The organism is Cohnella suwonensis (genome assembly GCF_042655365.1).
Taxonomy (GTDB): domain Bacteria; phylum Bacillota; class Bacilli; order Paenibacillales; family Paenibacillaceae; genus Cohnella; species Cohnella suwonensis.
Map to the genome: position 1 here is coordinate 390,648 of NZ_JBHSMH010000005.1, position 22,557 is coordinate 413,204.

Genomic DNA, 22,557 nt, shown 5'->3' on the forward strand with positions numbered 1-22,557 from the left:
TTTGAACGCGCTTACGCGAAGCTGGCAGAAGGGGGGGCCCCTCTGCCAGCCTTTGTCGCGCCTTATGATAGGATCGTTAATTACTTCACGCTTTTGCGAGCTTCGTAGAGCTCCTCCGCTTTCTTGACGGAGAACGCCTTCACTTCCTCGAAGCCCAAACCGTTCACTTTATCAAGCATTTCCTTTTTCAGCTTGTTAAAATGATCTTCATTTTTAGCGAATACCAATTTCCAAGAGTACTGTTGAATAACCGTGCCGATGAGTTTGTTTTTCTGTTCGAGCGATTTGTCCATCGTGAGCGGCGCTTTACCCGTGAAGCCTTGCGGAGCTACCGCGATTTTGTTGTTCTTGACAAAATATTCTTTCGCCGTCAGAGCGCCGTACTTCGCGCGCCATTCGCTTTCGATCGGGTTCGGGTTGAGTTTGAGCTGCGATTCCCACAGGTTGTGATCGTAAGGCTCGTTCGTTTCCGGATTGACTTCCGCCGGAATGACGAATGAGAAGTTCATTTGGTTCGAGCCATAGTAGTAATCGCCGCCGCCGAACTCTTCCGGAACTTTCGTGTTTTGCTGGTCTTTATACGCGTTTTGACCGAAATCCGTCACGAACGGTTTGCCGTCCGCGCCGATATCCCACGTCAACCCTTTCGGCCCGTTCGGAACCGCCGTTCCCCCGCCCGCGGACAGCATCGCGCCTTCCGGCGTATACATCCAGTTGATGAATTCCATGATGCGCTTCGGATCTTTCGCTTTCGCGCCGATCGAGATGATGCCGTTGCCGCCGTACACGTTGAAACCCGTAGAGTACATCACTTCTTCTTTGAACGGTACGGTCATGAACGCTTTGCCTGCGGCAATGTTCTCCGCGGTATTGTAGTTCGCCGCGCCTTGCCACGGGAACCAAGAGAACAGCAAGCGTCCTTCTTTGTACTTCGCTTGGACGTCGTCGAACTTCTGCGTGATCGAGTCCGGATCGACGAGACCCATTTGGTTCGCATCGAAGTACAGCTTGAGGGACTTCATGTACCAGCTGTCGTCGGACAGGAAGTCGTAATACTTCTCTTCGTCCGCTTTCGTATACAGCGCGGTGTCGACGATCTCGTCGTAGCCGTACATATTCGCGAATTGCTTCGCAAGCGTCATCTTATAGTTGCCGTCCCAATCGGACCAAAGCGAGAACGCGTACGTCTTCTTGCCTTGCGCGTTCTTCGGCTCCAACTCTTGCATTTTCTTCAGCACGGGCAAGTAATCTTGCGGACTGTTAATGTCCGGCGCTCCAACCTTCTGGTACAGATCCCATCGCAAGTCCGGTCCCCACGTCATGTCTTTGCCTTCGGAAGGGCCGCTCGGGTTGCTCGCGACGTTGTTGCCGATACCCCATACGGAATTGCCGTCGCCGAACGAGATTTTCGCTTTCTCGATCGCTTTCGGGTATTTAGCAAAAATGTCTTTGCCGTACGTGTCGAGCAAGCCGTCCTTCGTCAGATCGAGTAGAAGTCCGCCCTTGATCGCGTTCGGATAGTTGTTCTTGTCGTCGCCCCAGATGACGATGTCGCCGAGATCGCCGGACGCCATCATCGCCGCGATTTTCGTATCGCCGCCGCTCAGGTTGGACGCCACGATGTCGAGCTCGATGTTGAATTTGTCTTTGATCGCCTTGGCGAACCAGCCGATTTGCGGACCCGCGTAGTTCGCGGTCGTCGAGAATACGGAAAGCTTCAGCGTTTCGGAGTGGTCGAGGCCGCCGCTATCGGACGGACTTGCCGAATCCGACGGCGACGGTTCCGCGGACGCCGACGAGGCCGAGGTCGGGCTTGCCGAAGCCGGCGACGACGCATCCCCGTTGTTGTTGTTGTTTTTGCTGCACGCGGCCATGACGAACACGATCGCGAATGCCAGCATGAGAATAAGCGATTTTCTGAATTTCATCGTTCCAAGTGCCTCCCTTGTTTTTGCTTTCTATTAGTTCAACCCCCGGTAATGGGGTTCAAACCCGTTAGCCTTTAACCGCGCCGATCAGAATACCCTTAACGAAGAAGCGCTGGAAGAACGGATAGACGATCAAGATCGGAAATACGACGATCATCGTGACGGTCATCCTCACCGAATTCGGCGTCTGCATGTGCTGCACGCTCGCCGCCATGTCTTGCGAATTGCGGATGAGCGCCGCCAGCGAGGTCGACTCGTTCAAGTAACGCCAGAGCAGGAATTGCAGCGTGTAATACTTCTGCTCCGTCATCAGGAACGCGGTGTCGATGAAGGAGTTCCACTGCGTGACCGCGGAGAATATCGTAATCGTCGCCAGAATGGGCGTCACCAGGGGCACGATGATGCTTCCGAATATTTTCATGTACCCCGCTCCGTCGATCGCCGCCGATTCTTCCAATGAAGGTGGAATCGCCTCGATGAACGTTTTGACGAGGATTATGTTGAAAGGAGTAATGATCGTCGGCAGCACGTACGCCAAATAGTTGTTCGTCAGCCCGAGGTTGTTCATCGTGATGTACCATGGAATGAGTCCCGCGCTGAAATACATCGTGACGATCAGCATCCGGTACCACACTTTGCGCAACCACATTTCCTTCTTCGTGAACAAATAGCCGAGGAAAGCGGAAGCGCCGACAGTCAGCAGCGTGCCGACGACCGTCCGGTAGATGGAGACGTATGCCGCCTCCGCCAATCCCGGAATTTTGAGCACGTTCGCGTAGTTGTCGAAATGAACCTGCTTCGGATAGAACGTGACGTAGCCGGCCGCGCTCAGATCGTTCGAGCTGATCGTATTGATGAACAAATAGTAGAACGGGTAAATGCAGGACAAGGTGAACAAGCCGAACAGCGCGTAATTGATCGAATGAAAGGCGATGTCTTTCGGCGATCGTTTTTTCTTCCTCATACGTTCCCTCCGCTAGATGATGGATTCGCCTCTGACGAGCTTGGACATGGCGTTCGCGGTGAACAGCAGGAACACGCTGACGACCGATTTCAACATGCTGACCGCCGTCGCGAACGGAAAATTGTTGGCGAAGGCGATATTGTACACGTACAGGTCGAGCACTTCGATCGTGTCTTTGTTCATCGCGTTCTGGAAAGCGAAATATTGGTCCACGCCGTTGTTGACGAAATTGCCTATCGACAGGAGCAGCAGCACGAAAAACGTCGGGACGATGCCCGGCACCGTGATGTGCCAGATTTTGCGAAACCGGCTTGCCCCGTCTACGTCCGCCGCTTCGTACAGCTCTTGGTCGATGCCGGTAATGGCGGCCAAATACAGAATCGCGCCCCAGCCGAGCGATTTCCACCAATACCACCCGATCATCGTCAACCATATGTTGTTGCTCGAAGCGAGGAAGTTGATGCCTTCGTCGATAAAGCCGAGCTTGATCAGCAGCGTGTTCACGATTCCGTTGTCGACCGAGAACAGCGTAAACGCCAGCGCGTACACGAGAATCCAACTGATAAAGTTCGGTATCGTCGTCAGCGTCTGCACGAGCTTGCGGTACCACGAAGTTCGGACTTCGGACAGCAATATCGCGAAAATAACCGGAAAAACCGAGGTAAGGATGCCTAGCACGCTCATCGCCACCGTGTTCTTCAACACCCTGACGACTTCTTCGAGCTGGGTCGGATTCGAGGCGATCGACCGGAACCACTTCAACCCCACGTAAGGCGTGTCGGATAACGGTATGCCCGGCGTAAAATCGTAAAAAGCGTAAATCCATCCGGTAATCGGCAAGTAAAAGAAGATGAACGTCGTCACGAGGAACGGGAACGCCATGAGAAACAATTTGTACTTGTTCGGTATGCCGCCCGGTCGTTTCCATACGGCGTTATCCGGCTTGCTCGTCTCGACGGAAGCTGATGTCATCGTCCATGTCTCCTATCTGCGATATCTATATCTGTCTCGGTTGTTCACGCTTTCATTGTAAGGGACTTCAAGGCGTCTCCGGGAGCGAAAAGGAAACGCAACGGTCGGACAACAGTCGCCTGCGTCCACACCGTTTTCTACCCCTTGCGAACCGTTTTCTCTCCTTGAACGCAAAAAAACCGCCGTTCGATCGGAGATTACCCTCCAACGAACGACGATTTGATTGCATAATCCCTAAAACCTAACTCCAAGCCTCCTAGCTTACCTTGTGCTCAATGCGCAGTTTGTCGGCGACCATCGCGATGAACTCGCTGTTCGTCGGTTTCGACTTCGCGATGTTGATCGTATAGCCGAACAGGTGACTGATGCTGTCGATGTTGCCGCGGGTCCAGGCGACTTCGATCGCGTGGCGGATGGCGCGTTCGACGCGAGAAGGCGTCGTTTTGAATTTTTCGGCGATCGCGGGATACAGCGTCTTCGTGATCGCGCCGAGAATTTCGATGTTGTTGTACACCATCGTGATCGCTTCGCGCAAATATTGGTACCCTTTAATATGCGCGGGAACGCCGATCTCGTGGATAATGCTCGTGATATTCGCGTCCAAGTTTTTCGGCTTGCCGATCTGAACGATGTTCGAACGGCTGTTCGACGAGGAGGACGACGACGTCACCGACGAAGCGGTCGGGCTGCCGGCCAACTGACGGATCCGGTTCGCCAATACGTCCATGTCGAACGGTTTCAGTATGTAGTACGATGCGCCGAGCTGCACCGCTCTCTGCGTGATGTTTTCTTGCCCGAACGCCGTCAGCATGATGATCTTAGGCATCGATGATAAGTTCATATCCCGCAGTTTCTCGAGAACGCCCAGGCCGTCCAAGTGCGGCATAATAATATCGAGGATCATGACATCCGGTACTCTGCGTGTTTCCTCTAATTGACGAATGACCTCTTCTCCGTTGTACGCCACTCCGATGACCGTCATATCATCCTGCTCTTGGATGTACTCTGATAATAAGTTCGTAAACTCTCGGTTGTCGTCTGCTAGAAACACTTCAATCCGTGGCAATGTCTGGTCCTCCCTTTCTCTGTCCGAGATTTAATGGATGAAAAACGCATATCGTTTCTCTGTTTATCCGTTTTCGACATCGCGGTTCGCGATTCCTTCTCGATTAGAAAATTTTTCTTTCTTTCTTTATTAAAATCGAATATAATATTTAATTTACGTCATAACATGCCAAATGCCGATTCTTTTCAATCATTTTCGACAAATGTTCGTGTTTTGGCGACTCGCATATCCGAAGGGTAAAAGCAAAATCTAAGGCGTTAAACCGCCTTAGACGTTGCCTGCTCCGGGTTCAGCATAATGCCCGCGTCTTGAAGCATCCATTCGATGAAGCAGCCATATCCGGACGAGGGGTCGTTCACGAACACGTGGGTTACCGCTCCGACCAATTTGCCGTTCTGGATAATCGGACTGCCGCTCATTCCTTGCACGATGCCGCCCGTTCTTTCGAGCAGTTGCTTGTCGGTAATCTTAATGACCATGCCTTTCGTGGCCGGGGCCGATTGCTTGGCGACATGGACGATCTCGATGTCGAAGCGTTCGACTTTCTGCTTCTCTACGACGGTCAGCATTTGCGCGGGACCTTCTTTCACTTCTTCCGCGAAAGCGACGGAAATCGGTTCCGGCTGGTACGCATGATCGGGAAGTTGCTTCATTTGGCCGAAAATGCCGAACGGCGTATTCCTCTCCACGTTGCCTAACGTTTTGCCGCCCTTCAAGAAACTCGCCCTCTTCTCGCCGGGTTCGCCGCTTTGGCTTTTCGAGATCGAATTGACGTTCGATTGCACGATTTCGCCGCTGCCGACGACGATCGGCGATTGCGTGTCCATATCCGTGATGACGTGGCCAAGGGCGCCGTATACCCCTTGGTCGGGCGCGTAGAACGTCAGCGTGCCGACGCCGGCGGCGGAATCCCTAATGTACAAGCCTAGCCGCCACGCCTTGTCCTCTTCGTCGTAAGCCGGCTTCAGCGTCGTCTTGAACCTGTCTTTGCCTCTTTGAACGAGCAGGCGTAGCGCTTCGCCTGTACGACCGGCGCTTTCCGCGTAAGGCGCGATTTTCGAAATATCGTTGCACGTTTCCCCGTTGATCTCGACGATCAAGTCCCCGAGCTTCAGCTTCGCGTCTTCTCCGGGCGATACTTTCGAACGGTTTTTCGTCTGCACGAGGTGATGTCCGACGACCATGATGCCCGCCGCTTTGACTTTAACCCCGATCGTCTGGCCTCCGGGAATGACTTTCAAATTCGGAATGACCTGAAGCCGTACCGTCTTGAACGGAATTCTGCCGAATAACTTAAGCTTAAGATCGGTAATGCCGCTATGCTTCGGTTGAATGGATAAAGGCCGGCTCAGATCCACTCGCATGGAAGAACCGTTGCTTCCGTTGATCTCGGCCACTTGCGGGTTTACGCTGCCTTCGGCGTGAACGGGCATCGCGTAGTGCAGCGAGACCGCTTGTCCCTGAAACAGCCTGAGCTGGCTTGGGAATGCCGCGAAATGCTGAAACGGCGCGGAGGATACGGCAAAACACAGCATAAGAACGACTACGAGACCGATGCGGCGTTTTCTGGAGTGCTTCTGGTACAAGTTCTCACGCTCCCTTACAGTCTAGACCGACGCGAATGCCGCCGATAACGTAACTATAAGGTAACCGCGAGCCCCTTCTTTTATGTTCCCAAAATGCTTCCTACGCCTTTGATTTTTCGCGTCGTTACGCGTTTTTTCGTTGCTCCGCCAGACTAAGCATTTCTTGCGCGTGATGGCGGGTTTTTTCCGTCACTTCCACTCCGCCGAGCATTCTGGCCAGTTCCTCGACGCGTTGCTCGTGCGCGAGTTCGAGGACGGACGTGCGCGTGCGGTCCTGTTCCGTCACTTGCTTGCGGATCTCGTATTGATGGTCGGCCATGCAGGCGACCTGCGGCAAATGCGTAATCGCGAACACTTGGCAATGTCGCGACAATAGCGACAGCTTCTCGGCGATCGCTTGGGCCGCGCGCCCGCTGACGCCGGTATCGACTTCGTCGAAGACGAGCACCGGAATTTCGTCGATCCGAGCGAAAATCGCCTTGAGCGCCAGCATGACGCGGGACATCTCGCCGCCGGACGCGATCTTGGATAGCGGTTTCGGCGGTTCCCCCGGGTTCGTCGACAGCAGGAACTCGGCCGTATCCGCTCCCGTCGCCGTAAGCGCCGACGGCGCGAGCTTCACCTCGAACACCGAACGCTCCATTTGCAAATCCGCAAGCTCTCGTTCGATCTGGCGGGAAAGGGTCCTGGACGCCGTCTTGCGGATTTCCGTCAGCTTCTCCGCTTTGGCGGTAAGCTCGCGATGAAGCGTATCCTCGCGCGCGGCCAGCTTCTGAAGAAGTTCGTCCCGGTTGTCGAGCTGCTCGGTTTCCGATTGAATTTTAGCTTTGTAGCCGAGGATGTCTTCGACCGTTTCCCCGTATTTGCGCTTGAGCCCGTGAAGCAAATCCAATCTCTGCTCGATCTGGGCAAGACGCTGCGGATTAAACTCGATTCCTTCTTTATAGTCGCGCAATTGATACGCGCTGTCTTCGACCGCGTAGTACGCGGATTGCAATTGTTCGACGAGAGGCTGAAGGATGGCGGGATCGACCTTGGAGATGTCCTGCAAGCGCGTTAACGCTCGGGACAACGCGGCCAATCCTTTCGTGCCGTACAGCAAATCGTATGCTTCCGTAACGGCGTCGGTCAGTTTCTCCGCATGGGATAGTTTGCGTCGCTCGTCGGAAAGGGATTCGTCTTCGCCCGGTTTCAGCTTGGCCGCCGCGATTTCCTCCAATTGGAACCGGTACAGATCCAGCATCTGCATGCCTTGACGGGACTTCTCGTCGAGTTCGCGACGCTCCCTGTGAACGGCCTGGTATTCGGCGAACAGCTTGCGATAATCCGCCTTATGCCCTTCCATATCGTCCTCGGCGAACGAGTCCAACCACTCCAGATGCTTGTCGGTACGCAGCAACGATTGATGCTCGTGCTGGCCATGAATATTGACGAGATGCTCGCCGACTTCGCGCAGCATCGACAACGTCACGCTTTGTCCGTTGATTCGGGCAGTCGCTTTGCCTTGGGCGAGCAGTTCCCTCCGAACGAGCAGCGTTTCCTCGGGATCGGCTTCGATGCCCAAGCGACGAAGCGTCTCCCACACCGGATGTTCCCGCGGCAGATCGAATACCGCTTCGACTTTCGCTCTTTCCTGGCCGTGACGGATCATATCCGCCTGGCCTCTACCGCCCGCCGCGAGCGTCAACGCGTCGATGACGATCGACTTGCCCGCGCCCGTCTCCCCGGTCAATACATGGAAACCGCCGTGGAATCGGACGGATACGTTCTCGATGACTGCCAAGTTGTTTATGGATAATTCCCGAAGCATGAGAAGCCTCCTTCGACTCGTCGAATGCAATGCCAAGCTTACTGCATCATGCCGTATATCCGGTTCAGCACGTCTTCGCCGTGCGTTTTGGACTTGCAAATGAGCAGCGTCGTGTCGTCGCCGCCGATCGTGCCGATGATCTCGCCCCAGTCCATCCCGTCGATCAGCGCCGCGATCGTCATGGACGTCGCGGGCAAGCTCTTGAGCACGACGAGATTCTCGGCGTAATCCGCGCTAATGAAGTGATCGAGCAAAGCCCGCTTCAGCTTGTGCGCCGGATTGTATTTCTGGTCTTGCGGCATCGAATATTTGTAGCGCCCGTCTTCGAGGGGCACTTTGATCAATTGCATTTCCTTGATGTCCCTGGAGACGGTCGCTTGCGTCACATGCATGCCTTCGAGGCTTAGCGCTTCAACGAGATCTTCTTGCGTCTCGATTTCCCGCGAGGCAATCAGTTCCCGTATTTTGCGTTGACGTAATCCTTTCATTCGCCAGCCTCCACTTTGAATCGTACGATTTTGACTTGCCTCTCTTGAGCCGACGCGACGACGATGCCTTCGCAATCGGGAAAAAGCAACGCGTAAGGCAGCAACTTTTCCCGGAGGCCGCTGGCCGTCCAGAGAATCGGTTGCCTCGGCCGGTCGAGCTTCACGAGATAATATTTGTCGTCGCGCGAAACCAAATAATCGAAATAAAGCCTAGTCGGCATCGAAGGCTCGTCCCCGACGACGACGCCGAGCGGAATGCGGTGTTTCCCGGACAGCACTTCGAAGCCTTGATCTTCGAGCAATTCCACGGCGTCGTCGCGTTCCACGCCTCCGGCCTGCGCCAGCTTGCGAAGGCGCGAGCCCGGAGGCTCGTGCAGCCATCTGTCGAAGCGCCTGATCGCCCACCAGACTATGAGTCCCGCCGCGATCATGATCAGTAGACCGTCACCGAACTTTTCCATCGCGACCTCCAGGTAAGATCCGAATCGGATCGTCGTTCGCTGCCTGGACTCGTTGCTCGTGCGTCTTTTATCTTTCGCGACGGAAGCCGCATATTCCTCTTTCGCGGGCGAATCGACCGCCGACGTTCTCGCGCTTTAAACGAATAAAACCCGGAGCGGCCGCGAGCCGGCCCGCAGGTATCCGGCCGTTCTTCGGCGCTCCGGGTCGTCCGGACGATAGGTAGTTCAAAAAGTCCGCTTTTGATCACGAAGTGAAGCAGGAAGCGGATTCGGCATCGAATCTTGAATTCAGCCGGGACTTCCGGTTCTCGCGTAGGTTTTGCCTACGCTCCGATCCTCATTCCCTAGCTTCTTTCAACCTTCTCGGTGCTGAAAACCGGACTTTTTGAACGACTTCTAATAAAAGGCTTTCTAAGAACCTGGACCGCGCTTGAACGCCATCGCCGCTTCTTCCGCGGTCGCTTTGGCGAGCTTCGCCAGTTCGTTCTCCTCGAGCTCCGGCAGCGGCTGGTCTCCGCCGTGCAATCGCCACAGCGCAAGGAATTCGATGTTCCCCTCGCCTCCCGTTATCGGCGAGAAGGTAAGTCCTTGAAGCTCGAAGCCAAGGCCGTTCGCCGAGACGAGCACCTCGCGGATCACGCTCGCGTGAACCGCAGAATCCCGGATAACGCCCGACTTGCCGACTTGTTCCCTGCCCGCTTCGAATTGGGGCTTGATAAGCGCGACCGTCAAGCCGCCCGGTACTAGCATCTCCGCGAGAGCGGGCAAAATGAGGCGGAGCGAAATGAAGCTAACGTCTATCGAGGCGAACGACGGTCGCGGCCCTTCGAGCTGATCCGCGGTCATATGCCTGAAATTCGTGCGTTCCATCGCGTGCACGCGTTCGTCTTGGCGGAGCGACCAGTCTAACTGATTATAACCGACGTCGACGGCATACACGAGGGAAGCTCCGTGCTGCAACGCGCAATCCGTGAATCCCCCCGTCGAAGCGCCGATATCGATCATGATCTTGTCTTGCAGATCGAGACCGAAGTGCTTGATCGCCTTCTCGAGCTTCAGCCCGCCCCTGCTAACGTAAGGATGAACCGCTCCTTTGACGGTGATGGCGGCGTCCCGCGGGACCTTCGTGCCCGCTTTGTCGACGCGCTCCGTACCGACGAGCACGAGGCCGGCCATAATGGCGGCCTTCGCCTTTTCGCGGCTCTCGTAAAATCCTTGCTCCAGCAGCAGCACGTCGAGCCGTTCCTTGCCGGCTGTCGTCTTCTCCATCGTCACGTCGCTTTCAGCCGCTGGCGTCCGGGCAACGCGACCAATCGCTTCGCGATCGCTTCCGCCGTCAATCCGCTATCCGCGCGTTGTTCCTTGATCGTCGCGTGTTCGACGAAGAGGTCGGGCACGCCGGCCAGTTGGATCGATGCCGGCTGAATGCCGTTCAGCGCGTAGAATTCGAGGATCGCGCTGCCCAAACCGCCTTGAACGGAGCCTTCCTCGACGACGAGAAGCGGCAGATGTTCCTTCGCGAGGGACAGCAGCATCTTCTCGTCCAAAGGCTTCACGAAGCGCGCGTTAATGACGCGCACGTTCATGCCTTCGCGCTTGAGCAATTCGGCCGCTTCCTCCGCGACTTGGACCATCGGCCCGATCGCGAGTACCGCCGCGTAGTCCCCTTCCTTGACCGTTTCCCAAGAGCCGATCTCGATCGGCGTCATCTCGTCGTCGAACGCAGCGCCGGTTCCCGCCACCCGCGGGTAACGGACGGCGATCGGTCCGCCCTCGTAGTCGACGGCCGTCTTCAGCATATTGCGAAGTTCGTTCTCGTTCTTCGGCATCATCAGCACCATATTCGGAATATGGCGCAGGAACGCCATATCGTATACGCCCTGATGCGTCTCTCCGTCCGCGCCGACGAATCCGGCCCTGTCGATCGCGAAAACGACGTTCAGGTTCTGCCGGCAAATATCGTGGACGACTTGGTCGTATGCCCGTTGCAGGAACGTCGAGTACACCGCGAATATCGGCTTGGACCCTTCCATCGCCATGGCGGCAGACATCGTCGCTGCATGCTGCTCGGCGATGCCGACGTCGAACATCCGGTCGGGGAACCGCTCCGCGAACTTGAGCAAGCCGGAACCGCCCGGCATCGCCGGCGTAATCGCGACGATTCGCATGTCTTGTTCCGCGAGCTCGATGAGCGCGTTGCCGAACACTTCGGTGTACATCGGCGGACCGACCGGCTTGACCACTTGACCCGATTCGATCTTGTAGGAACCCGTCACTCCGTGCCACTTATGGGAATCGGCTTCCGCCGGGGAGTAGCCTTTGCCTTTCGTCGTCAGCACGTGAACGAGCACGGGACCGTCGACGCTATCCGCTTGCTTGAACGCTTCGATCAGCTTGCCGACGTCGTGACCGTCGACCGGCCCGAAATATTTCAAGCCGAACTCCTCGAATAGAACGCCTTCCGGCGCGACGAGCGTCTTCAGGCTGTCCTTGACCCGGTCGGCCGTTCTCGCCAGCTTGCCGCCGATGGCGGGCACTTTGCGCAGCAGCCAGTCGAGTTCGTCCTTCGCTTTGCGGTAAATTTTCTCGGAGCGGATTTTGCCCAAGTAGTTATGGATCGCGCCTACGTTCGGCGCGATGGACATCTCGTTGTCGTTCAGCACGACCATAAGCCTGCGCTTCTCGTGGCCGATATGGTTCAACGCTTCGAGCGCCATGCCGCCCGTCAAGGCGCCGTCGCCGATGATGGCGATCACTTGGTTGGACCCGCCTTGCTGGTCGCGCGCCAGCGCCATCCCCATCGCCGCGGACAGGGACGTGCTGCTATGACCGGCTTCCCAGACGTCGTGCTCGCTTTCGCTGCGCTTGACGAAGCCGCATAAGCCGTCCTTCTGGCGCAGCGTATCGAAGCGGTTTTGCCGCCCCGTCAACATCTTATGAACGTAGGCCTGATGACCGACGTCGAAAATCAACTTGTCGGACGGGCTGTTATACCTATAATGCAACGCCAACGTCAGCTCGACGACGCCCAAATTCGGCGCCAGATGGCCTCCCGTGGCGGACAATTTCTCAATGAGGAAACGCCTGATTTCTTCGGCCAATTGCGGAAGCTCGGGTAGCGTTAGTTGTTTCACGTCGTACGGACTGTCGATTCGCTCGAGCAGCAAGAGTATTTCCCCGCTTTCCCCCTGTGGATATTACGCTTATTATACCATATCGCCGATCAATGCCCAAATTTCTACACGACTCGCGACGACGCGCTTCGCGTAGCCATCAAACGGCAAACCCCGCCATCGGGGAAGGCATGCCTTCCGCCGCGGCGGGGTTTGCCGTGCGCGCGGCGTCTTCGTCCGACGCGCAAATGCTTAATGATCGCGGTTGAGCAAGGAGCCCGCGATTTCGATCAACCGTCGCGGATCGGACAGTCCCGCGCCGAGCAACGCCTCGTTCGCTTCTTCCGTTAAGGAAGACACCCGCTTGCGGCTTTCGTCCAATCCGATCAGGAACGGATAAGTGACCTTTTCCTGTCGTTCGTCGCTTTTGACCGGCTTGCCGAGCTTCTCTTCCGTTCCGGTCAGGTCGAGAATATCGTCCTGGATCTGGAACGCGAGTCCGACGTTCTTGCCGAATCGCTCGAGTGCCCGCAGTTGGTCGTCTCCGGCTTCCGAGGCATGTCCGCCCGCGCGCACCGAGAAAGCGATCAGATCGCTCGTCTTATGCAGATGGATCGATTCCAGCTGCCCGAGGGAAGTGACGCCTTGCTCGCCTTCCATGTCCAGCGCCTGGCCGCCAACCATGCCGAAGACGCCGGCGAACATGGCCAACTCCTCGGACGCGGCCAGCACGCGTTCGGCAGGCACGCCGCCCTTCGCGGCGGACGCGAGAACGTGAAACGCGTGCGTGAGCAGGCCGTCTCCCGCGAGAATGGCCATCGCGTCGCCGTATACCTTATGGTTGGTCGGCCTTCCGCGGCGGAAATCGTCGTTATCCATAGCCGGCAAGTCGTCGTGGATGAGCGAGTACGTGTGGATCATTTCGACCGCGCAAGCGAAAGGCATGGCGCGGTCCGAAGCCCTTTCGGCATCGTCTTGGACCGCCTCCGCGGCGGCCAGCACGAGAATCGGCCGAAGCCTCTTGCCGCCGGCGAGCAGCGAATAGTCCATCGCATCGCGCAGCGTCGACGGAATGCCCCACGCCGGAGGGAACACTTCGCGAAGCGCTTTCTCCACCCGTTCGCGCCTAGCCGTTAAGTATGTATGCAAATCTACCGATGTCGTCACGAAAATTCCCTCTCAGTCTCGAAGCCGATAGTCTCCGACCGTTACTGTTCGGCCGCGAAGGGCTTACGTTGCAAGCCTCCGTCGCCCTCTACGAGCATCTCGATGCGCCGTTCCACCTGTTCGAGCTTCTGCCCGCACAGCTTGGACAAGCGCATCCCTTCCTGGAACAGCTCGATCGCCGTCTCGAGCGGAACGTCGCCGCTTTCCAGCCGGGCAACGATATCCTCCAGCTTCTCCATCGCCTGTTCGAACGAAATCGCGGGAACGTCCGTCCCCTCCTGCGCCTCGTTCAAGTCTTCCGGTTTCTTGCCGGCACCGTTCTTAGCCATGAGCTTGTTCCTCCCCGCGAATACCCCATACTTGGCAATCCAGCGTTCCGTCCGCCAGCCTTACCCGGACGAGATCGCCCGGCTGCACGTCGCCCGTCGTCCGGACGAGCTTCTTCATGCTTTCATCGTACACGAGACTATAACCGCGCCCCATGATCTTAAGCGGGCTTAACGCGTCGAGGTGCCTTACGGCGGAACCGAACTCCGCCCGCCGCCTTCTCAGCAATCCGCCCATCGCCAGTTCCAGGCTTCTCGTCGCCGAGACGAGTCGTTGACGGGAGAGCGCCGCTTGGCGTCCGGGATTCGCCGCGAGCAACTTGCCGACGAGCCGGGCATGCCGCTCCGCGGACAGGGCTTGCCGATCCCGAAGCACGTAGCGAAGCCTTTCCTTCAACCGGTCGAGCCTCTCCGCCTGAACGAGCAAGCTTCTGCGGGGCTGCATGAAATACGGCGATCTCGCCGCATGTCTCAATCGTTCCCGTGCGCTCGCCAGCAGCGACGACAGAGATTTCGCCATCCGCCGCTCGAAATAGGCGAGGTTCTGCTTCAGCTCTCCCGCGTGGCGAACCGCCAGCTCCGCCGCAGCGGTCGGCGTGGGCGCCCGCAAATCCGCCGCGAAGTCCGAGATCGTAAAATCGGTCTCGTGACCGACCGCGGAAATGACCGGAATGCGGGACTCGCCGATCGCCCGAGCGACCGCCTCTTCGTTAAACGCCCACAATTCCTCGAGCGAGCCTCCGCCCCTGCCGACGATGAGCACGTCCGCTTCGCCTAATGCGTTCATTTCCCGGATCGCTTTCACGATGGACGGCGCCGCCGTTTTCCCTTGCACCGACACCGGATATAGTAGCACATGAACGGCCGGATTCCGGCGTTCGAGCGTGATCAGAATATCGCGCACGGCGGCCCCCGTCGGACTCGTAATGACTCCTACGGTACGCGGATAAGCCGGAAGCTCTCTTTTGCGAAGCTCGTCGAACAAGCCTTCCGCTTCGAGCTTCTTCTTCAGCTGCTCGTAAGCGAGGTAGAGACTGCCGATGCCGTCCGGCTGCATCGCCGTCGCGTAGAACTGATATTGCCCGTCCCTCTCGTACACGGAAACGCCTCCGCGAGCCAGCACCTTCATGCCGTCCTTCGGACTGAACGGAAGGCGCTGGTTGTAGGAGGCGAACATGATGCACTTGAGACGGGCCCCTTCGTCCTTCAGCGTGAAGTACATATGTCCGCTGGAATGGAACGTAAAGTTGGAGATCTCGCCTCTGAGCCAGATGTCCTGGAGCCCGGAGTCGCCTTCCAACTTCATCTTAATGAGGCGATTGATATCGCGAATGCTGATCGCGCGTGCCGGGTCCATTCTCTCCGCTCCTCTCTATTTCTTCGAGCGCTTCGCCGACGTCAGCGTGTTCGCCATCAGCATCGTGATCGTCATCGGGCCTACGCCTCCCGGTACGGGTGTAATCCAACCGGCCGTTTCCACGACGTCGTCGTAGTCCACGTCCCCGCACAGCTTGCCGTCCGGCAGGCGGTTGACGCCGACGTCGATGACGACCGCCCCCGGCTTCACCCACTCTTTCTTCACGAGCTTCGGCACGCCGACGCCGACGACGAGAATGTCCGCTTGACGGGCCATTTCTTCGATATTCGGCGTGCGGGAGTGGCAGATCGTCACGGTCGCGTTCTCGCGAAGGAGCAACATGGCGACCGGCTTGCCGACGATGTTGCTGCGTCCGATGACGACCGCGTGTTTGCCTGCAGGGGAGTTGCCCGTCCGCTTAAGCAATTCGATGACGCCGGACGGAGTGCATGGCAAGAGAGCGTCGTCTCCGATCATCAAGTTGCCGACGCTTTCCGGATGGAAGCCGTCTACGTCTTTCTCGACCGCGATCGCGTCGATGATCGCTTTCTCTTCGATATGCTTCGGAAGGGGAAGCTGCACGAGAATGCCGTGAACCGCGCCGTTTCCGTTGTATTCGCCGATCAGGGCCAGAAGAGCTTCCTGCGTCGTGTCCGCCGGAAGACGGACGACTTCGGAATAGTATCCGAGATCCTCGCACGCTTTCGCTTTGTTTCGGACGTACACCTGCGATGCCGGATCTTCCCCGACGATGATGACGACGAGTCCGGGCGTCACGCCTTCCGCTTTCAACCGATCGGCTTCCATGCGCAGTTCTTCGCGAATCGAATCGGAAATTTGTTTGCCGAAAATGATTTGCGCGCTCAATATTATTCCCCCTCTTGCGATTTCTCTTCTCTTTCCCTCATCATCCGGCCGAGCACGCCGTTGACGAATTTCCCGTTTTCGTCCAGACCGAAATGCTTCGCCAACTCGATCGCTTCGTTAATGACGACTTTCGGCGGTACGTCCGCCCGAAACATCATTTCGTAGGCGGCAAGCCGCAAAATTTGACGGTCTACGCGCGAAAGCCTGTCCACCTGCCAACCCGTCAAGTAGACGACGAGCTTCTGGTCGATCTGCTCGCGGTTGTCCGTCACTCCTTGCACGAGCTCGCGCGTAAACGCGTCGACGTGCTTTAATTCCGCGACGTCCGTTCCGATCTCGTTGTCATGGCGCGCCTCGTCCATGACGATATTGACGGCTTCTTCGCACGTAACGCCGTTCATTTCGATTTGGTACAGGCTCTGTACCGCGATTTCCCTTGCGATTCTGCGTTTCATGAGTCCTCCTGGAAACTTGCGATTCGTTTTAGCGGTTGTTCAAAACTCATGCTTAAAGCCGTTTATGTTTATTCTTTCATTATTCCCGTTCGGAACGGCTCTCTAGCATGGTGCGGATAAAAACAAAAAAACCCATGCGTATTTCCGCGCGATCGGCCACCGCGGAGCCTACTTCGCTCTGCCGTACCTCCCGGGCAAGAAACGTTCACGGGAATTATCGCGACCAGGGCCAGCGGTCCGTCATCCAATCGCCAATCCGCCCCCAAGGGAGCAATGGACCCCGTCCTTCGTCCTTCTGTTTGCCTATCCCGTAGCCGATGCCGACGAGCAGCGCGACGAAGAGCATATCCCAAAATCCGCTAATCAAATAAATGATGCCGAATAAGAAACCCGCAGCTACGCCGAGCATCCTACCGCCGAAGGTTTTCACCCAGGCTTTCCACATCCGCGGTTCCCCCTATTCCACGCGGCTTTTGAACGTTTTCGGCGTTTGCGTGACGTTCGCGATGAAAACGGACACTTCGGCTACCGGTATGCCGGTCGCATCTTCGATTTCCTTTGACACCGTGCGTTGCATTTCTTCCGACAATGTCGGAATGGAGCCCTCCCCGTCCACGAAAGCGCGGATAAGTATGCCCAAGCCCCGCTCGGACACTCTGACGCGGGCACGCAAATCTTTCACTCCGCGCGTACGGGAAGCAGCTTTAAGCGCCAAGTTTTCGACGGTTTCCACCGAAATGCGAATGTCGCCGTGCTCGGTTCGCTGGTTGATCGAGGGCGCGGAGCCGCCTTCGCGACGAACCGCCAGCACGAAAAACCGAACGCTGATAAGCAGCAAGACGATCGAGACGCCAATGACCGAAGCTTGCGCGGCTTGGGAGTCCCCCGTGAAGGAATCGACGACGTCCTTCATCCATTTCTCAGAAATGCCGCCGCTCGCCGCCACGATAGCAACGATCGCCGCAGCGCCGATGGCGATGCTGTACACGAACAAAAGCAGCTTGTCCAATACTTTAATCAACGTGTGAGCCCTCCCAGAACCTCGATATCGAGCAAAACGCCTTCGGCGTACTCAGAACATCACTTCCCCGAATAACCGCGAAAAGCCCTCCGCGAGAATTCGCACTGGAATTCCCGCGGAGGACCGTCATCCGCAGACCGGGAGATTTTGCCGTCACCGCGAACGTCAGCCTGCGGTCACGTCATTATCGGACGCGTGCGTGGGACTCGTCGTCGTCGGGCTTGTCGCCCGCTTTGAAGTGGACGTCATGAATATGCACATTGACTTCAACGACGTTCAGTCCGGTCATCGTCTCGATCGAGCGTTTGACGTTGCGTTGAATTTCCGTAGATACTTCCGGGATCTTGCGTCCGTATTGAACGATAATCGATACGTCGACCGCGGCTTCCCGCTGACCGACTTCCACTTTCACGCCCTTGGACAAGTTCTTCCGCCCCAACAATTCGGCGATGCCGGCGGATAATCCGCCGCTCATGCCCGCGACGCCCTCGACTTCGATCGTCGCCAATCCGGCGATCACCTCGATCACTTCCGGGGCGATCTCGATCGTACCTAAATCCGTGCGTTCATAATCTGGCGCTATCGTTTCCATGCGTAGTTCCACCTCCACATACCCGGACTTCATTTCGGAGTATCGTCCGAGCATCCGCTTCACTACTTATAAATATAGCATTCCGGGTTTATTATGACAAACGCTTGATCCGAAAATCACAGAGAGAACTCGTTATCCGAAGCCGCGGCGTCCGCGGCGTTGACGTCGTTCTCCTCGAGAAACTTAATGTCGAACGTGCCTTTGACGAAGGTCGGATGGCTCAGAAGCTTCTGATGGAACGGAATCGTCGTCTTCACGCCCTCGATCATGAATTCGCCCAGCGCCCGGCGAGCCCTCGCGATCGCTTCGGCACGCGTCGGCGCCCATACGATCAGCTTGGCGATCATCGAGTCGTAGTGGGGAGAAATCATATATTGAGAGTACGCTCCGCTGTCGATGCGCACGCCCGGTCCGCCCGGAGGCAAGTAAAATCCGACGCGGCCCGGGGACGGCATGAAGTTGCGGTCCGGGTCTTCCGCGTTGATACGGCATTCGATCGCCCAGCCGTCGAACTTCACGTCCGCTTGGGCGAACGAAAGCTTCTCGCCTTCCGCGACCGCGATCATTTCCTTGATCAAGTCGATGCCCGTGATCATCTCGGTCACCGGGTGTTCCACTTGGATCCGGGTGTTCATTTCCATGAAGTAGAATTTGCCGTCCGGTCCGAGTAAATATTCGATCGTGCCCGCGCCGGAGTAATTCACAGCTTTCGCCGCGCGAACCGACGCTTGGCCCATCCGTTCCCGAAGCTCGGGCTTCATGACAGGGCAAGGCGCTTCTTCCACGAGCTTCTGGCGGCGGCGCTGAACGGAGCAGTCCCTCTCTCCGAGATGCGCGACGTTCCCGTGCTTGTCGGCGATGATCTGGATCTCGACATGCTTCATGCCCGTCAAGTATTTCTCGAGATAGACACCCGCGTTGCCGAATGCTTTCTCTGCTTCCTGCTGCGCGGTCGAGATTTCGCGAACGAGCATGTCCTCGTTGTCCGCGATCCGAATGCCGCGGCCTCCGCCGCCGGCGGTCGCTTTAATGATAACGGGATATCCGATTTCGCGGGCGATGCGCACCGCGTCGTCGAGATCTTCGATCAAGCCGTCGGAACCCGGAATGACCGGAACGTCGGCGTCTTTCATCGTTTGCTTGGCGACGGATTTGTCGCCCATGCGGCTGATCGCCTCGGAGGACGGCCCGATGAAAGCAATATTGCAAGATTCGCAGATATCCGCGAAATCGGCGTTTTCCGAAAGGAATCCGTAGCCCGGATGGATGGCGTCGCAGTCCGTCAGCGTCGCGACGCTCATAATGTTCGTCAAATTCAAATAGCTGTCTTTGGACGCCGTCGGCCCGATGCAATAAGCTTCGTCGGCCAGGCGAACGTGCAACGATTCGCGGTCGGCTTCGGAATAAACCGCTACGGTGGAGATGCCCAGCTCGCGGCAGGCGCGAATGATCCGCACCGCGATTTCGCCGCGGTTCGCGACGAGAATTTTATTGAATTTCAAATTGAAGTCCTCCTCGTGATTATTCGGGCTTCACCAGGAACAGCGGTTGACCGAATTCGACCAGCTGTCCGTTCTCCACGAGAATGTCCACGATCTCGCCTTTCACTTCCGCTTCGAGCGGATTCATCAGCTTCATCGCCTCGAGAATGCAGACGACCGACTTGTCGTTCACGCGATCTCCCGCGTTCACGAAGTTCGGAGCGTCCGGAGAAGGGGCACGGTAGAACGTGCCGACCATAGGCGAAACGATGCGGTGCAGGTTGGACGTGTCCGCGGCCGGAGCTTTCGCTTCCGCGGATGCCGAGACGGCCGGAGCCGGAGCGGACGCCGCTTGCGGCAAGTATGTATGGGTAAGGTGCGGGGTTTGCACGTTAACGACTTCCGTGCGTCCCGGCTTGCGAATCGACAAGCGCATGCCTTCGTTCTCGATTTCCAATTCGTGTACGGTCGTTTGATCTACCAATTTGATCAGTTCTTTGATTTCGCTCAACTTAAACATATCGGTCACTCCTTGATTCGGGATTCCCCGTGTGAAGAAAGCCTGTTCGTGCCCACAACGGAACTATTATACCATAATCGACCGAAATGGAAAGGCTTATGCTCCTCGGAATCCCGGCGCGGCGCGTTCCGACGGCAAGAAGGCCGCGCGGGAGCGCGGATCTTTCCGCTCCCTTGCGGCCTTCCCTGTGACGATGCATCCGTCCGTTCGGCATTGCGATTCATTGCGATTCGTTATTGCACGTATTGGATGGTGACGCGGTCCGGCGTCACGTTAAGTTCCTTCGTGGCCAAGTCGAGAATGCCGATCGCTTGCTTCTTCTCAAGTTTGTCGCTGAGAACGATTACTTTGAAGTTGTTCAAATCTTCTTCTTCCACGACCGCGTTATCGTATTCTTGCAACAGCTTCGACTGGAGGCTAGTGATCCGCTCGTCCGTTTCCTCGAGGCGGGTCATGTCTTCAACCGCTTTGGCGCTTTCCTCTTGCGTCACTTTGGAAGTGCCGGCGATGATGTTGCGCAGCTGCTCGGCTTGCAGGCTGATTTTCTCGCGTTGGTCGAGAAGTTTCTGTTCGATCTGCTGGTTGCCCGAGGAGTTCGCGATTCCTTTTAACACTTCTTGATCTTCCGGGGAGATGCCGGACGGATCGTCGCTCGTCGCTTGCTTGTCGCCGGGCGCCGCCGTGCCGTCGAGCGTTCCCGTCGCCGTCTCCTCCTGGGTGATCGAGACGCCGTTCGCGTCGTCCGCGCTCAGCATGTCGTCGTCGCCGTTTTTCGTCTGCTCGATGCCGCTCGCCGTGCTGCCCGTCTTCGGCGCGTCTTCGGTGAATAAGTAGTAAGCCGACAAAATGACCATCAAACTGAGCATCGACACGAGCCAGATCGTTTGGCGTTTGTTGTTCATTGTTCAATTCCTCCCGAATAATGAATGATTTGGTTCCGAGATCAGCTCTTGCGCGGGACGACAGAAATCCGATGGATCGGCACGTCCAAGCCGCGGGATACCGCTTCGGCGACGAGACGGTGCACGGTCGCGTCCTCCGTCCCTTTGGCGATGATGAGCACGCCGCGGATTTTCGGCTTGATTTTCTTCAAGACGATCGGAGACTGAACGCCGGAAGAGATTTCGTACAGGACGACTTGGCCGTCCTTCGACACGTCGGTAATATGCCTCTTGGCACCGTTGCGGTCGGTTTCTTCCGTCAACGTTTGAACTAGTTTTTCGTTGAGCTGCACGACCGTCTCTTCCGTCGAATCAACCGTCACCATGACGTCCGCTGTGCCGACGCCGACGATCTTCTCCAGCATGTCCTTCAGCTTGCCTTCGATTTCCGTCTCGATGTCCGAGAACAAAGACGTCTTTTCTTCTCCGGCGCCCAGAAACGTCGATTGCTCGGGAGAGTCTTCGTCGCGAGGAGGAGATAAATCCGGATTCTGGCCGGGATCGAGACTTTTCACGTTCATCAGGGAGGACGCGAGCAGCAAGGCGGCGCCGATCAAGCCGATCAGGATGAGCCAGCGGAACGCCTTTACTCTTTTCTGGCCGCCCGATCCTCCTCCGATGAACGACTCCAATTGCTGCAGCCACTTCGCCATCCCTTGCCCCCCCTTATTCCTTGGTTGCGCGACTCTCGTCCGATGCCGGTTCCGCCTTGACTTCGATATCGCGCGACGGAATGCCGAACCGGCCGACGATCAGCTCAATCACGCGCGCGCGCGTCCCGTCGTCCGGTTCCGCGTTCTCGCCCGCCGCGGCCGGGACGTCGCCTTGCGCCGGTCCGCCGGCTTTCCCGCCGTCCGCGGTTGCCGAACCTCCCGTTTCCGCCGTCCATTCCTCGACCGTAACGCTCACGTCGACCGGCTCTACGTCCTTCACTTCCGAAGCGGCTTTCCCGCTGCCCGCGCCCGCTTCGGCGCCGGTATGTTCCGGCTCCAGCGTAACGACGACGCCGGCGACTTGCACGCTTCCGTCCGCTCCGCGCTCAAGCGACACGTCGACGCGGCTGACGCCGCGCTTCTCCGTCCGCTCCACCTCTTGGCGAATCGCGGCTTCCAGCCGCGTCGCGACCAGGTCCGCGGCTTGCGAAGCTTGCTTGTCGCGAAGCTTCGCCCCGTCCGATTCGATCATCGCCATTCGGCTCGCGGCGTTCATCGGTTCTTGTTCGACGGCGGTCAGTCCGTCGGCGAGCTTGGCGCCGAAGTCTCCCTTCATCCAGTTCAATATAGGCGTCGCAACCGTCATGAGGATGAAGAGCCCGGCCACGAGCCTGACGTAGCGTTGCATCGTCCGGTTCGGCAGCAGCAAGTCGATCAGCGACGCGAGAAGAATGACGGCGATGATCTGCCTGAGCCAATGGGATAACCCGTCCATGACGTTCATCGCGC

Annotated in this window: 23 protein-coding genes; all 23 read right to left on the reverse strand. The window is 57.2% G+C overall.

The genetic code is table 11. From position 1 onward, the window contains the following. Window positions 1–80: 80 nt before the first annotated feature. Window positions 81–1,928: a type 2 periplasmic-binding domain-containing protein gene (locus tag ACFPPD_RS03990; protein ID WP_209743346.1), complete on the reverse strand. Its 1,848-nt coding sequence runs from the start codon at window positions 1,926–1,928 to the stop codon at window positions 81–83. Window positions 1,929–1,995: 67 nt separating this feature from the next. After that, the gene (locus ACFPPD_RS03995; protein ID WP_209743348.1) at window positions 1,996–2,892 is read right to left on the reverse strand and encodes a carbohydrate ABC transporter permease; all 897 of its coding nucleotides are present in this window, start codon (window positions 2,890–2,892) and stop codon (window positions 1,996–1,998) included. A 12-nt stretch (window positions 2,893–2,904) separates the two neighbouring features. After that, window positions 2,905–3,864: an ABC transporter permease gene (locus ACFPPD_RS04000; RefSeq protein WP_209743350.1), complete on the reverse strand. Its 960-nt coding sequence runs from the start codon at window positions 3,862–3,864 to the stop codon at window positions 2,905–2,907. A 256-nt stretch (window positions 3,865–4,120) separates the two neighbouring features. Then, window positions 4,121–4,930, reverse strand: coding sequence for a sporulation transcription factor Spo0A (gene spo0A / locus ACFPPD_RS04005; protein ID WP_209743352.1), 810 nt, complete (start codon window positions 4,928–4,930; stop codon window positions 4,121–4,123). A gap of 257 nt (window positions 4,931–5,187) precedes the next feature. Next, on the reverse strand, window positions 5,188–6,516 hold the full coding sequence (gene spoIVB, locus ACFPPD_RS04010; RefSeq protein ID WP_209743354.1) for a SpoIVB peptidase: 1,329 nt from the start codon (window positions 6,514–6,516) through the stop codon (window positions 5,188–5,190). A 124-nt stretch (window positions 6,517–6,640) separates the two neighbouring features. Next, a complete protein-coding gene (gene recN / locus ACFPPD_RS04015; RefSeq protein ID WP_209743356.1) occupies window positions 6,641–8,326 on the reverse strand; it encodes a DNA repair protein RecN in 1,686 nt (561 codons plus the stop codon). A 38-nt stretch (window positions 8,327–8,364) separates the two neighbouring features. Then, complete coding sequence (gene ahrC / locus ACFPPD_RS04020; protein ID WP_209743358.1) at window positions 8,365–8,814, reverse strand: transcriptional regulator AhrC/ArgR; 450 nt, start codon at window positions 8,812–8,814, stop codon at window positions 8,365–8,367. After that, a complete protein-coding gene (locus ACFPPD_RS04025) occupies window positions 8,811–9,275 on the reverse strand; it encodes a hypothetical protein (RefSeq protein ID WP_209743360.1) in 465 nt (154 codons plus the stop codon). The genes ahrC and ACFPPD_RS04025 overlap by 4 nt, the downstream gene beginning before the upstream one ends. Window positions 9,276–9,686: 411 nt before the next feature. Next, window positions 9,687–10,544, reverse strand: coding sequence for a TlyA family RNA methyltransferase (locus ACFPPD_RS04030; RefSeq protein ID WP_209743362.1), 858 nt, complete (start codon window positions 10,542–10,544; stop codon window positions 9,687–9,689). A gap of 2 nt (window positions 10,545–10,546) precedes the next feature. Then, window positions 10,547–12,442 carry a 1-deoxy-D-xylulose-5-phosphate synthase gene (gene dxs / locus ACFPPD_RS04035; RefSeq protein WP_209743364.1) on the reverse strand — a complete coding sequence of 632 codons (1,896 nt, stop codon included), beginning with the start codon at window positions 12,440–12,442 and terminating at the stop codon, window positions 10,547–10,549. A gap of 198 nt (window positions 12,443–12,640) precedes the next feature. Continuing rightward, window positions 12,641–13,555, reverse strand: a complete 915-nt coding sequence (locus tag ACFPPD_RS04040) for a polyprenyl synthetase family protein (protein ID WP_378081282.1) — start codon at window positions 13,553–13,555, stop codon at window positions 12,641–12,643. A gap of 41 nt (window positions 13,556–13,596) precedes the next feature. Next, window positions 13,597–13,884, reverse strand: a complete 288-nt coding sequence (gene xseB, locus ACFPPD_RS04045; protein WP_209743366.1) for an exodeoxyribonuclease VII small subunit — start codon at window positions 13,882–13,884, stop codon at window positions 13,597–13,599. Next, window positions 13,877–15,238: an exodeoxyribonuclease VII large subunit gene (xseA, locus tag ACFPPD_RS04050; RefSeq protein WP_209743367.1), complete on the reverse strand. Its 1,362-nt coding sequence runs from the start codon at window positions 15,236–15,238 to the stop codon at window positions 13,877–13,879. The genes xseB and xseA overlap by 8 nt, the downstream gene beginning before the upstream one ends. A 15-nt stretch (window positions 15,239–15,253) precedes the next feature. After that, a complete protein-coding gene (gene folD, locus ACFPPD_RS04055) occupies window positions 15,254–16,105 on the reverse strand; it encodes a bifunctional methylenetetrahydrofolate dehydrogenase/methenyltetrahydrofolate cyclohydrolase FolD (RefSeq protein ID WP_209743369.1) in 852 nt (283 codons plus the stop codon). A gap of 2 nt (window positions 16,106–16,107) precedes the next feature. Further along, on the reverse strand, window positions 16,108–16,560 hold the full coding sequence (gene nusB / locus ACFPPD_RS04060) for a transcription antitermination factor NusB (protein ID WP_209743371.1): 453 nt from the start codon (window positions 16,558–16,560) through the stop codon (window positions 16,108–16,110). Between the two features lie 214 nt (window positions 16,561–16,774). Next, window positions 16,775–17,005: a DUF2273 domain-containing protein gene (locus tag ACFPPD_RS04065; RefSeq protein WP_209743373.1), complete on the reverse strand. Its 231-nt coding sequence runs from the start codon at window positions 17,003–17,005 to the stop codon at window positions 16,775–16,777. Between the two features lie 12 nt (window positions 17,006–17,017). Then, complete coding sequence (gene amaP / locus ACFPPD_RS04070) at window positions 17,018–17,581, reverse strand: alkaline shock response membrane anchor protein AmaP (protein ID WP_209743375.1); 564 nt, start codon at window positions 17,579–17,581, stop codon at window positions 17,018–17,020. 184 nt (window positions 17,582–17,765) lie between these two features. Further along, window positions 17,766–18,173 carry an Asp23/Gls24 family envelope stress response protein gene (locus tag ACFPPD_RS04075; RefSeq protein ID WP_209743377.1) on the reverse strand — a complete coding sequence of 136 codons (408 nt, stop codon included), beginning with the start codon at window positions 18,171–18,173 and terminating at the stop codon, window positions 17,766–17,768. 116 nt (window positions 18,174–18,289) lie between these two features. Then, window positions 18,290–19,675: an acetyl-CoA carboxylase biotin carboxylase subunit gene (gene accC, locus ACFPPD_RS04080; RefSeq protein WP_209743379.1), complete on the reverse strand. Its 1,386-nt coding sequence runs from the start codon at window positions 19,673–19,675 to the stop codon at window positions 18,290–18,292. A 19-nt stretch (window positions 19,676–19,694) separates the two neighbouring features. Beyond that, entirely contained in the window at window positions 19,695–20,174 is a 480-nt protein-coding gene (gene accB / locus ACFPPD_RS04085; RefSeq protein WP_209743381.1) for an acetyl-CoA carboxylase biotin carboxyl carrier protein, read from the reverse strand. Between the two features lie 233 nt (window positions 20,175–20,407). Further along, window positions 20,408–21,076, reverse strand: a complete 669-nt coding sequence (locus tag ACFPPD_RS04090) for a SpoIIIAH-like family protein (protein WP_209743383.1) — start codon at window positions 21,074–21,076, stop codon at window positions 20,408–20,410. Between the two features lie 41 nt (window positions 21,077–21,117). After that, on the reverse strand, window positions 21,118–21,768 hold the full coding sequence (gene spoIIIAG / locus ACFPPD_RS04095; protein ID WP_209743385.1) for a stage III sporulation protein AG: 651 nt from the start codon (window positions 21,766–21,768) through the stop codon (window positions 21,118–21,120). Window positions 21,769–21,781: 13 nt separating this feature from the next. After that, window positions 21,782–22,552 carry a stage III sporulation protein AF gene (gene spoIIIAF, locus ACFPPD_RS04100; RefSeq protein WP_209743387.1) on the reverse strand — a complete coding sequence of 257 codons (771 nt, stop codon included), beginning with the start codon at window positions 22,550–22,552 and terminating at the stop codon, window positions 21,782–21,784. Between the last annotated feature and the right edge of the window lie 5 nt (window positions 22,553–22,557).

What these genes read in the sequence shown, in the direction of transcription:
- ACFPPD_RS04090 (WP_209743383.1), bottom strand. Translation starts at nt 21,076, where the DNA reads ATGAACAACAAACGCCAAACGATCTGGCTCGTGTCGATGCTCAGTTTG.
- recN (WP_209743356.1), bottom strand. Translation starts at nt 8,326, where the DNA reads ATGCTTCGGGAATTATCCATAAACAACTTGGCAGTCATCGAGAACGTA.
- ACFPPD_RS04075 (WP_209743377.1), bottom strand. Translation starts at nt 18,173, where the DNA reads ATGGAAACGATAGCGCCAGATTATGAACGCACGGATTTAGGTACGATC.
- ACFPPD_RS04000 (WP_209743350.1), bottom strand. Translation starts at nt 3,864, where the DNA reads ATGACATCAGCTTCCGTCGAGACGAGCAAGCCGGATAACGCCGTATGG.
- xseA (WP_209743367.1), bottom strand. Translation starts at nt 15,238, where the DNA reads ATGGACCCGGCACGCGCGATCAGCATTCGCGATATCAATCGCCTCATT.
- ACFPPD_RS03990 (WP_209743346.1), bottom strand. Translation starts at nt 1,928, where the DNA reads ATGAAATTCAGAAAATCGCTTATTCTCATGCTGGCATTCGCGATCGTG.
- accB (WP_209743381.1), bottom strand. Translation starts at nt 20,174, where the DNA reads ATGTTTAAGTTGAGCGAAATCAAAGAACTGATCAAATTGGTAGATCAA.
- ACFPPD_RS04065 (WP_209743373.1), bottom strand. Translation starts at nt 17,005, where the DNA reads ATGTGGAAAGCCTGGGTGAAAACCTTCGGCGGTAGGATGCTCGGCGTA.
- ACFPPD_RS03995 (WP_209743348.1), bottom strand. Translation starts at nt 2,892, where the DNA reads ATGAGGAAGAAAAAACGATCGCCGAAAGACATCGCCTTTCATTCGATC.
- xseB (WP_209743366.1), bottom strand. Translation starts at nt 13,884, where the DNA reads ATGGCTAAGAACGGTGCCGGCAAGAAACCGGAAGACTTGAACGAGGCG.
- ACFPPD_RS04030 (WP_209743362.1), bottom strand. Translation starts at nt 10,544, where the DNA reads ATGGAGAAGACGACAGCCGGCAAGGAACGGCTCGACGTGCTGCTGCTG.
- spoIIIAF (WP_209743387.1), bottom strand. Translation starts at nt 22,552, where the DNA reads ATGAACGTCATGGACGGGTTATCCCATTGGCTCAGGCAGATCATCGCC.
- spoIIIAG (WP_209743385.1), bottom strand. Translation starts at nt 21,768, where the DNA reads ATGGCGAAGTGGCTGCAGCAATTGGAGTCGTTCATCGGAGGAGGATCG.
- ahrC (WP_209743358.1), bottom strand. Translation starts at nt 8,814, where the DNA reads ATGAAAGGATTACGTCAACGCAAAATACGGGAACTGATTGCCTCGCGG.
- ACFPPD_RS04025 (WP_209743360.1), bottom strand. Translation starts at nt 9,275, where the DNA reads ATGGAAAAGTTCGGTGACGGTCTACTGATCATGATCGCGGCGGGACTC.
- nusB (WP_209743371.1), bottom strand. Translation starts at nt 16,560, where the DNA reads ATGAAACGCAGAATCGCAAGGGAAATCGCGGTACAGAGCCTGTACCAA.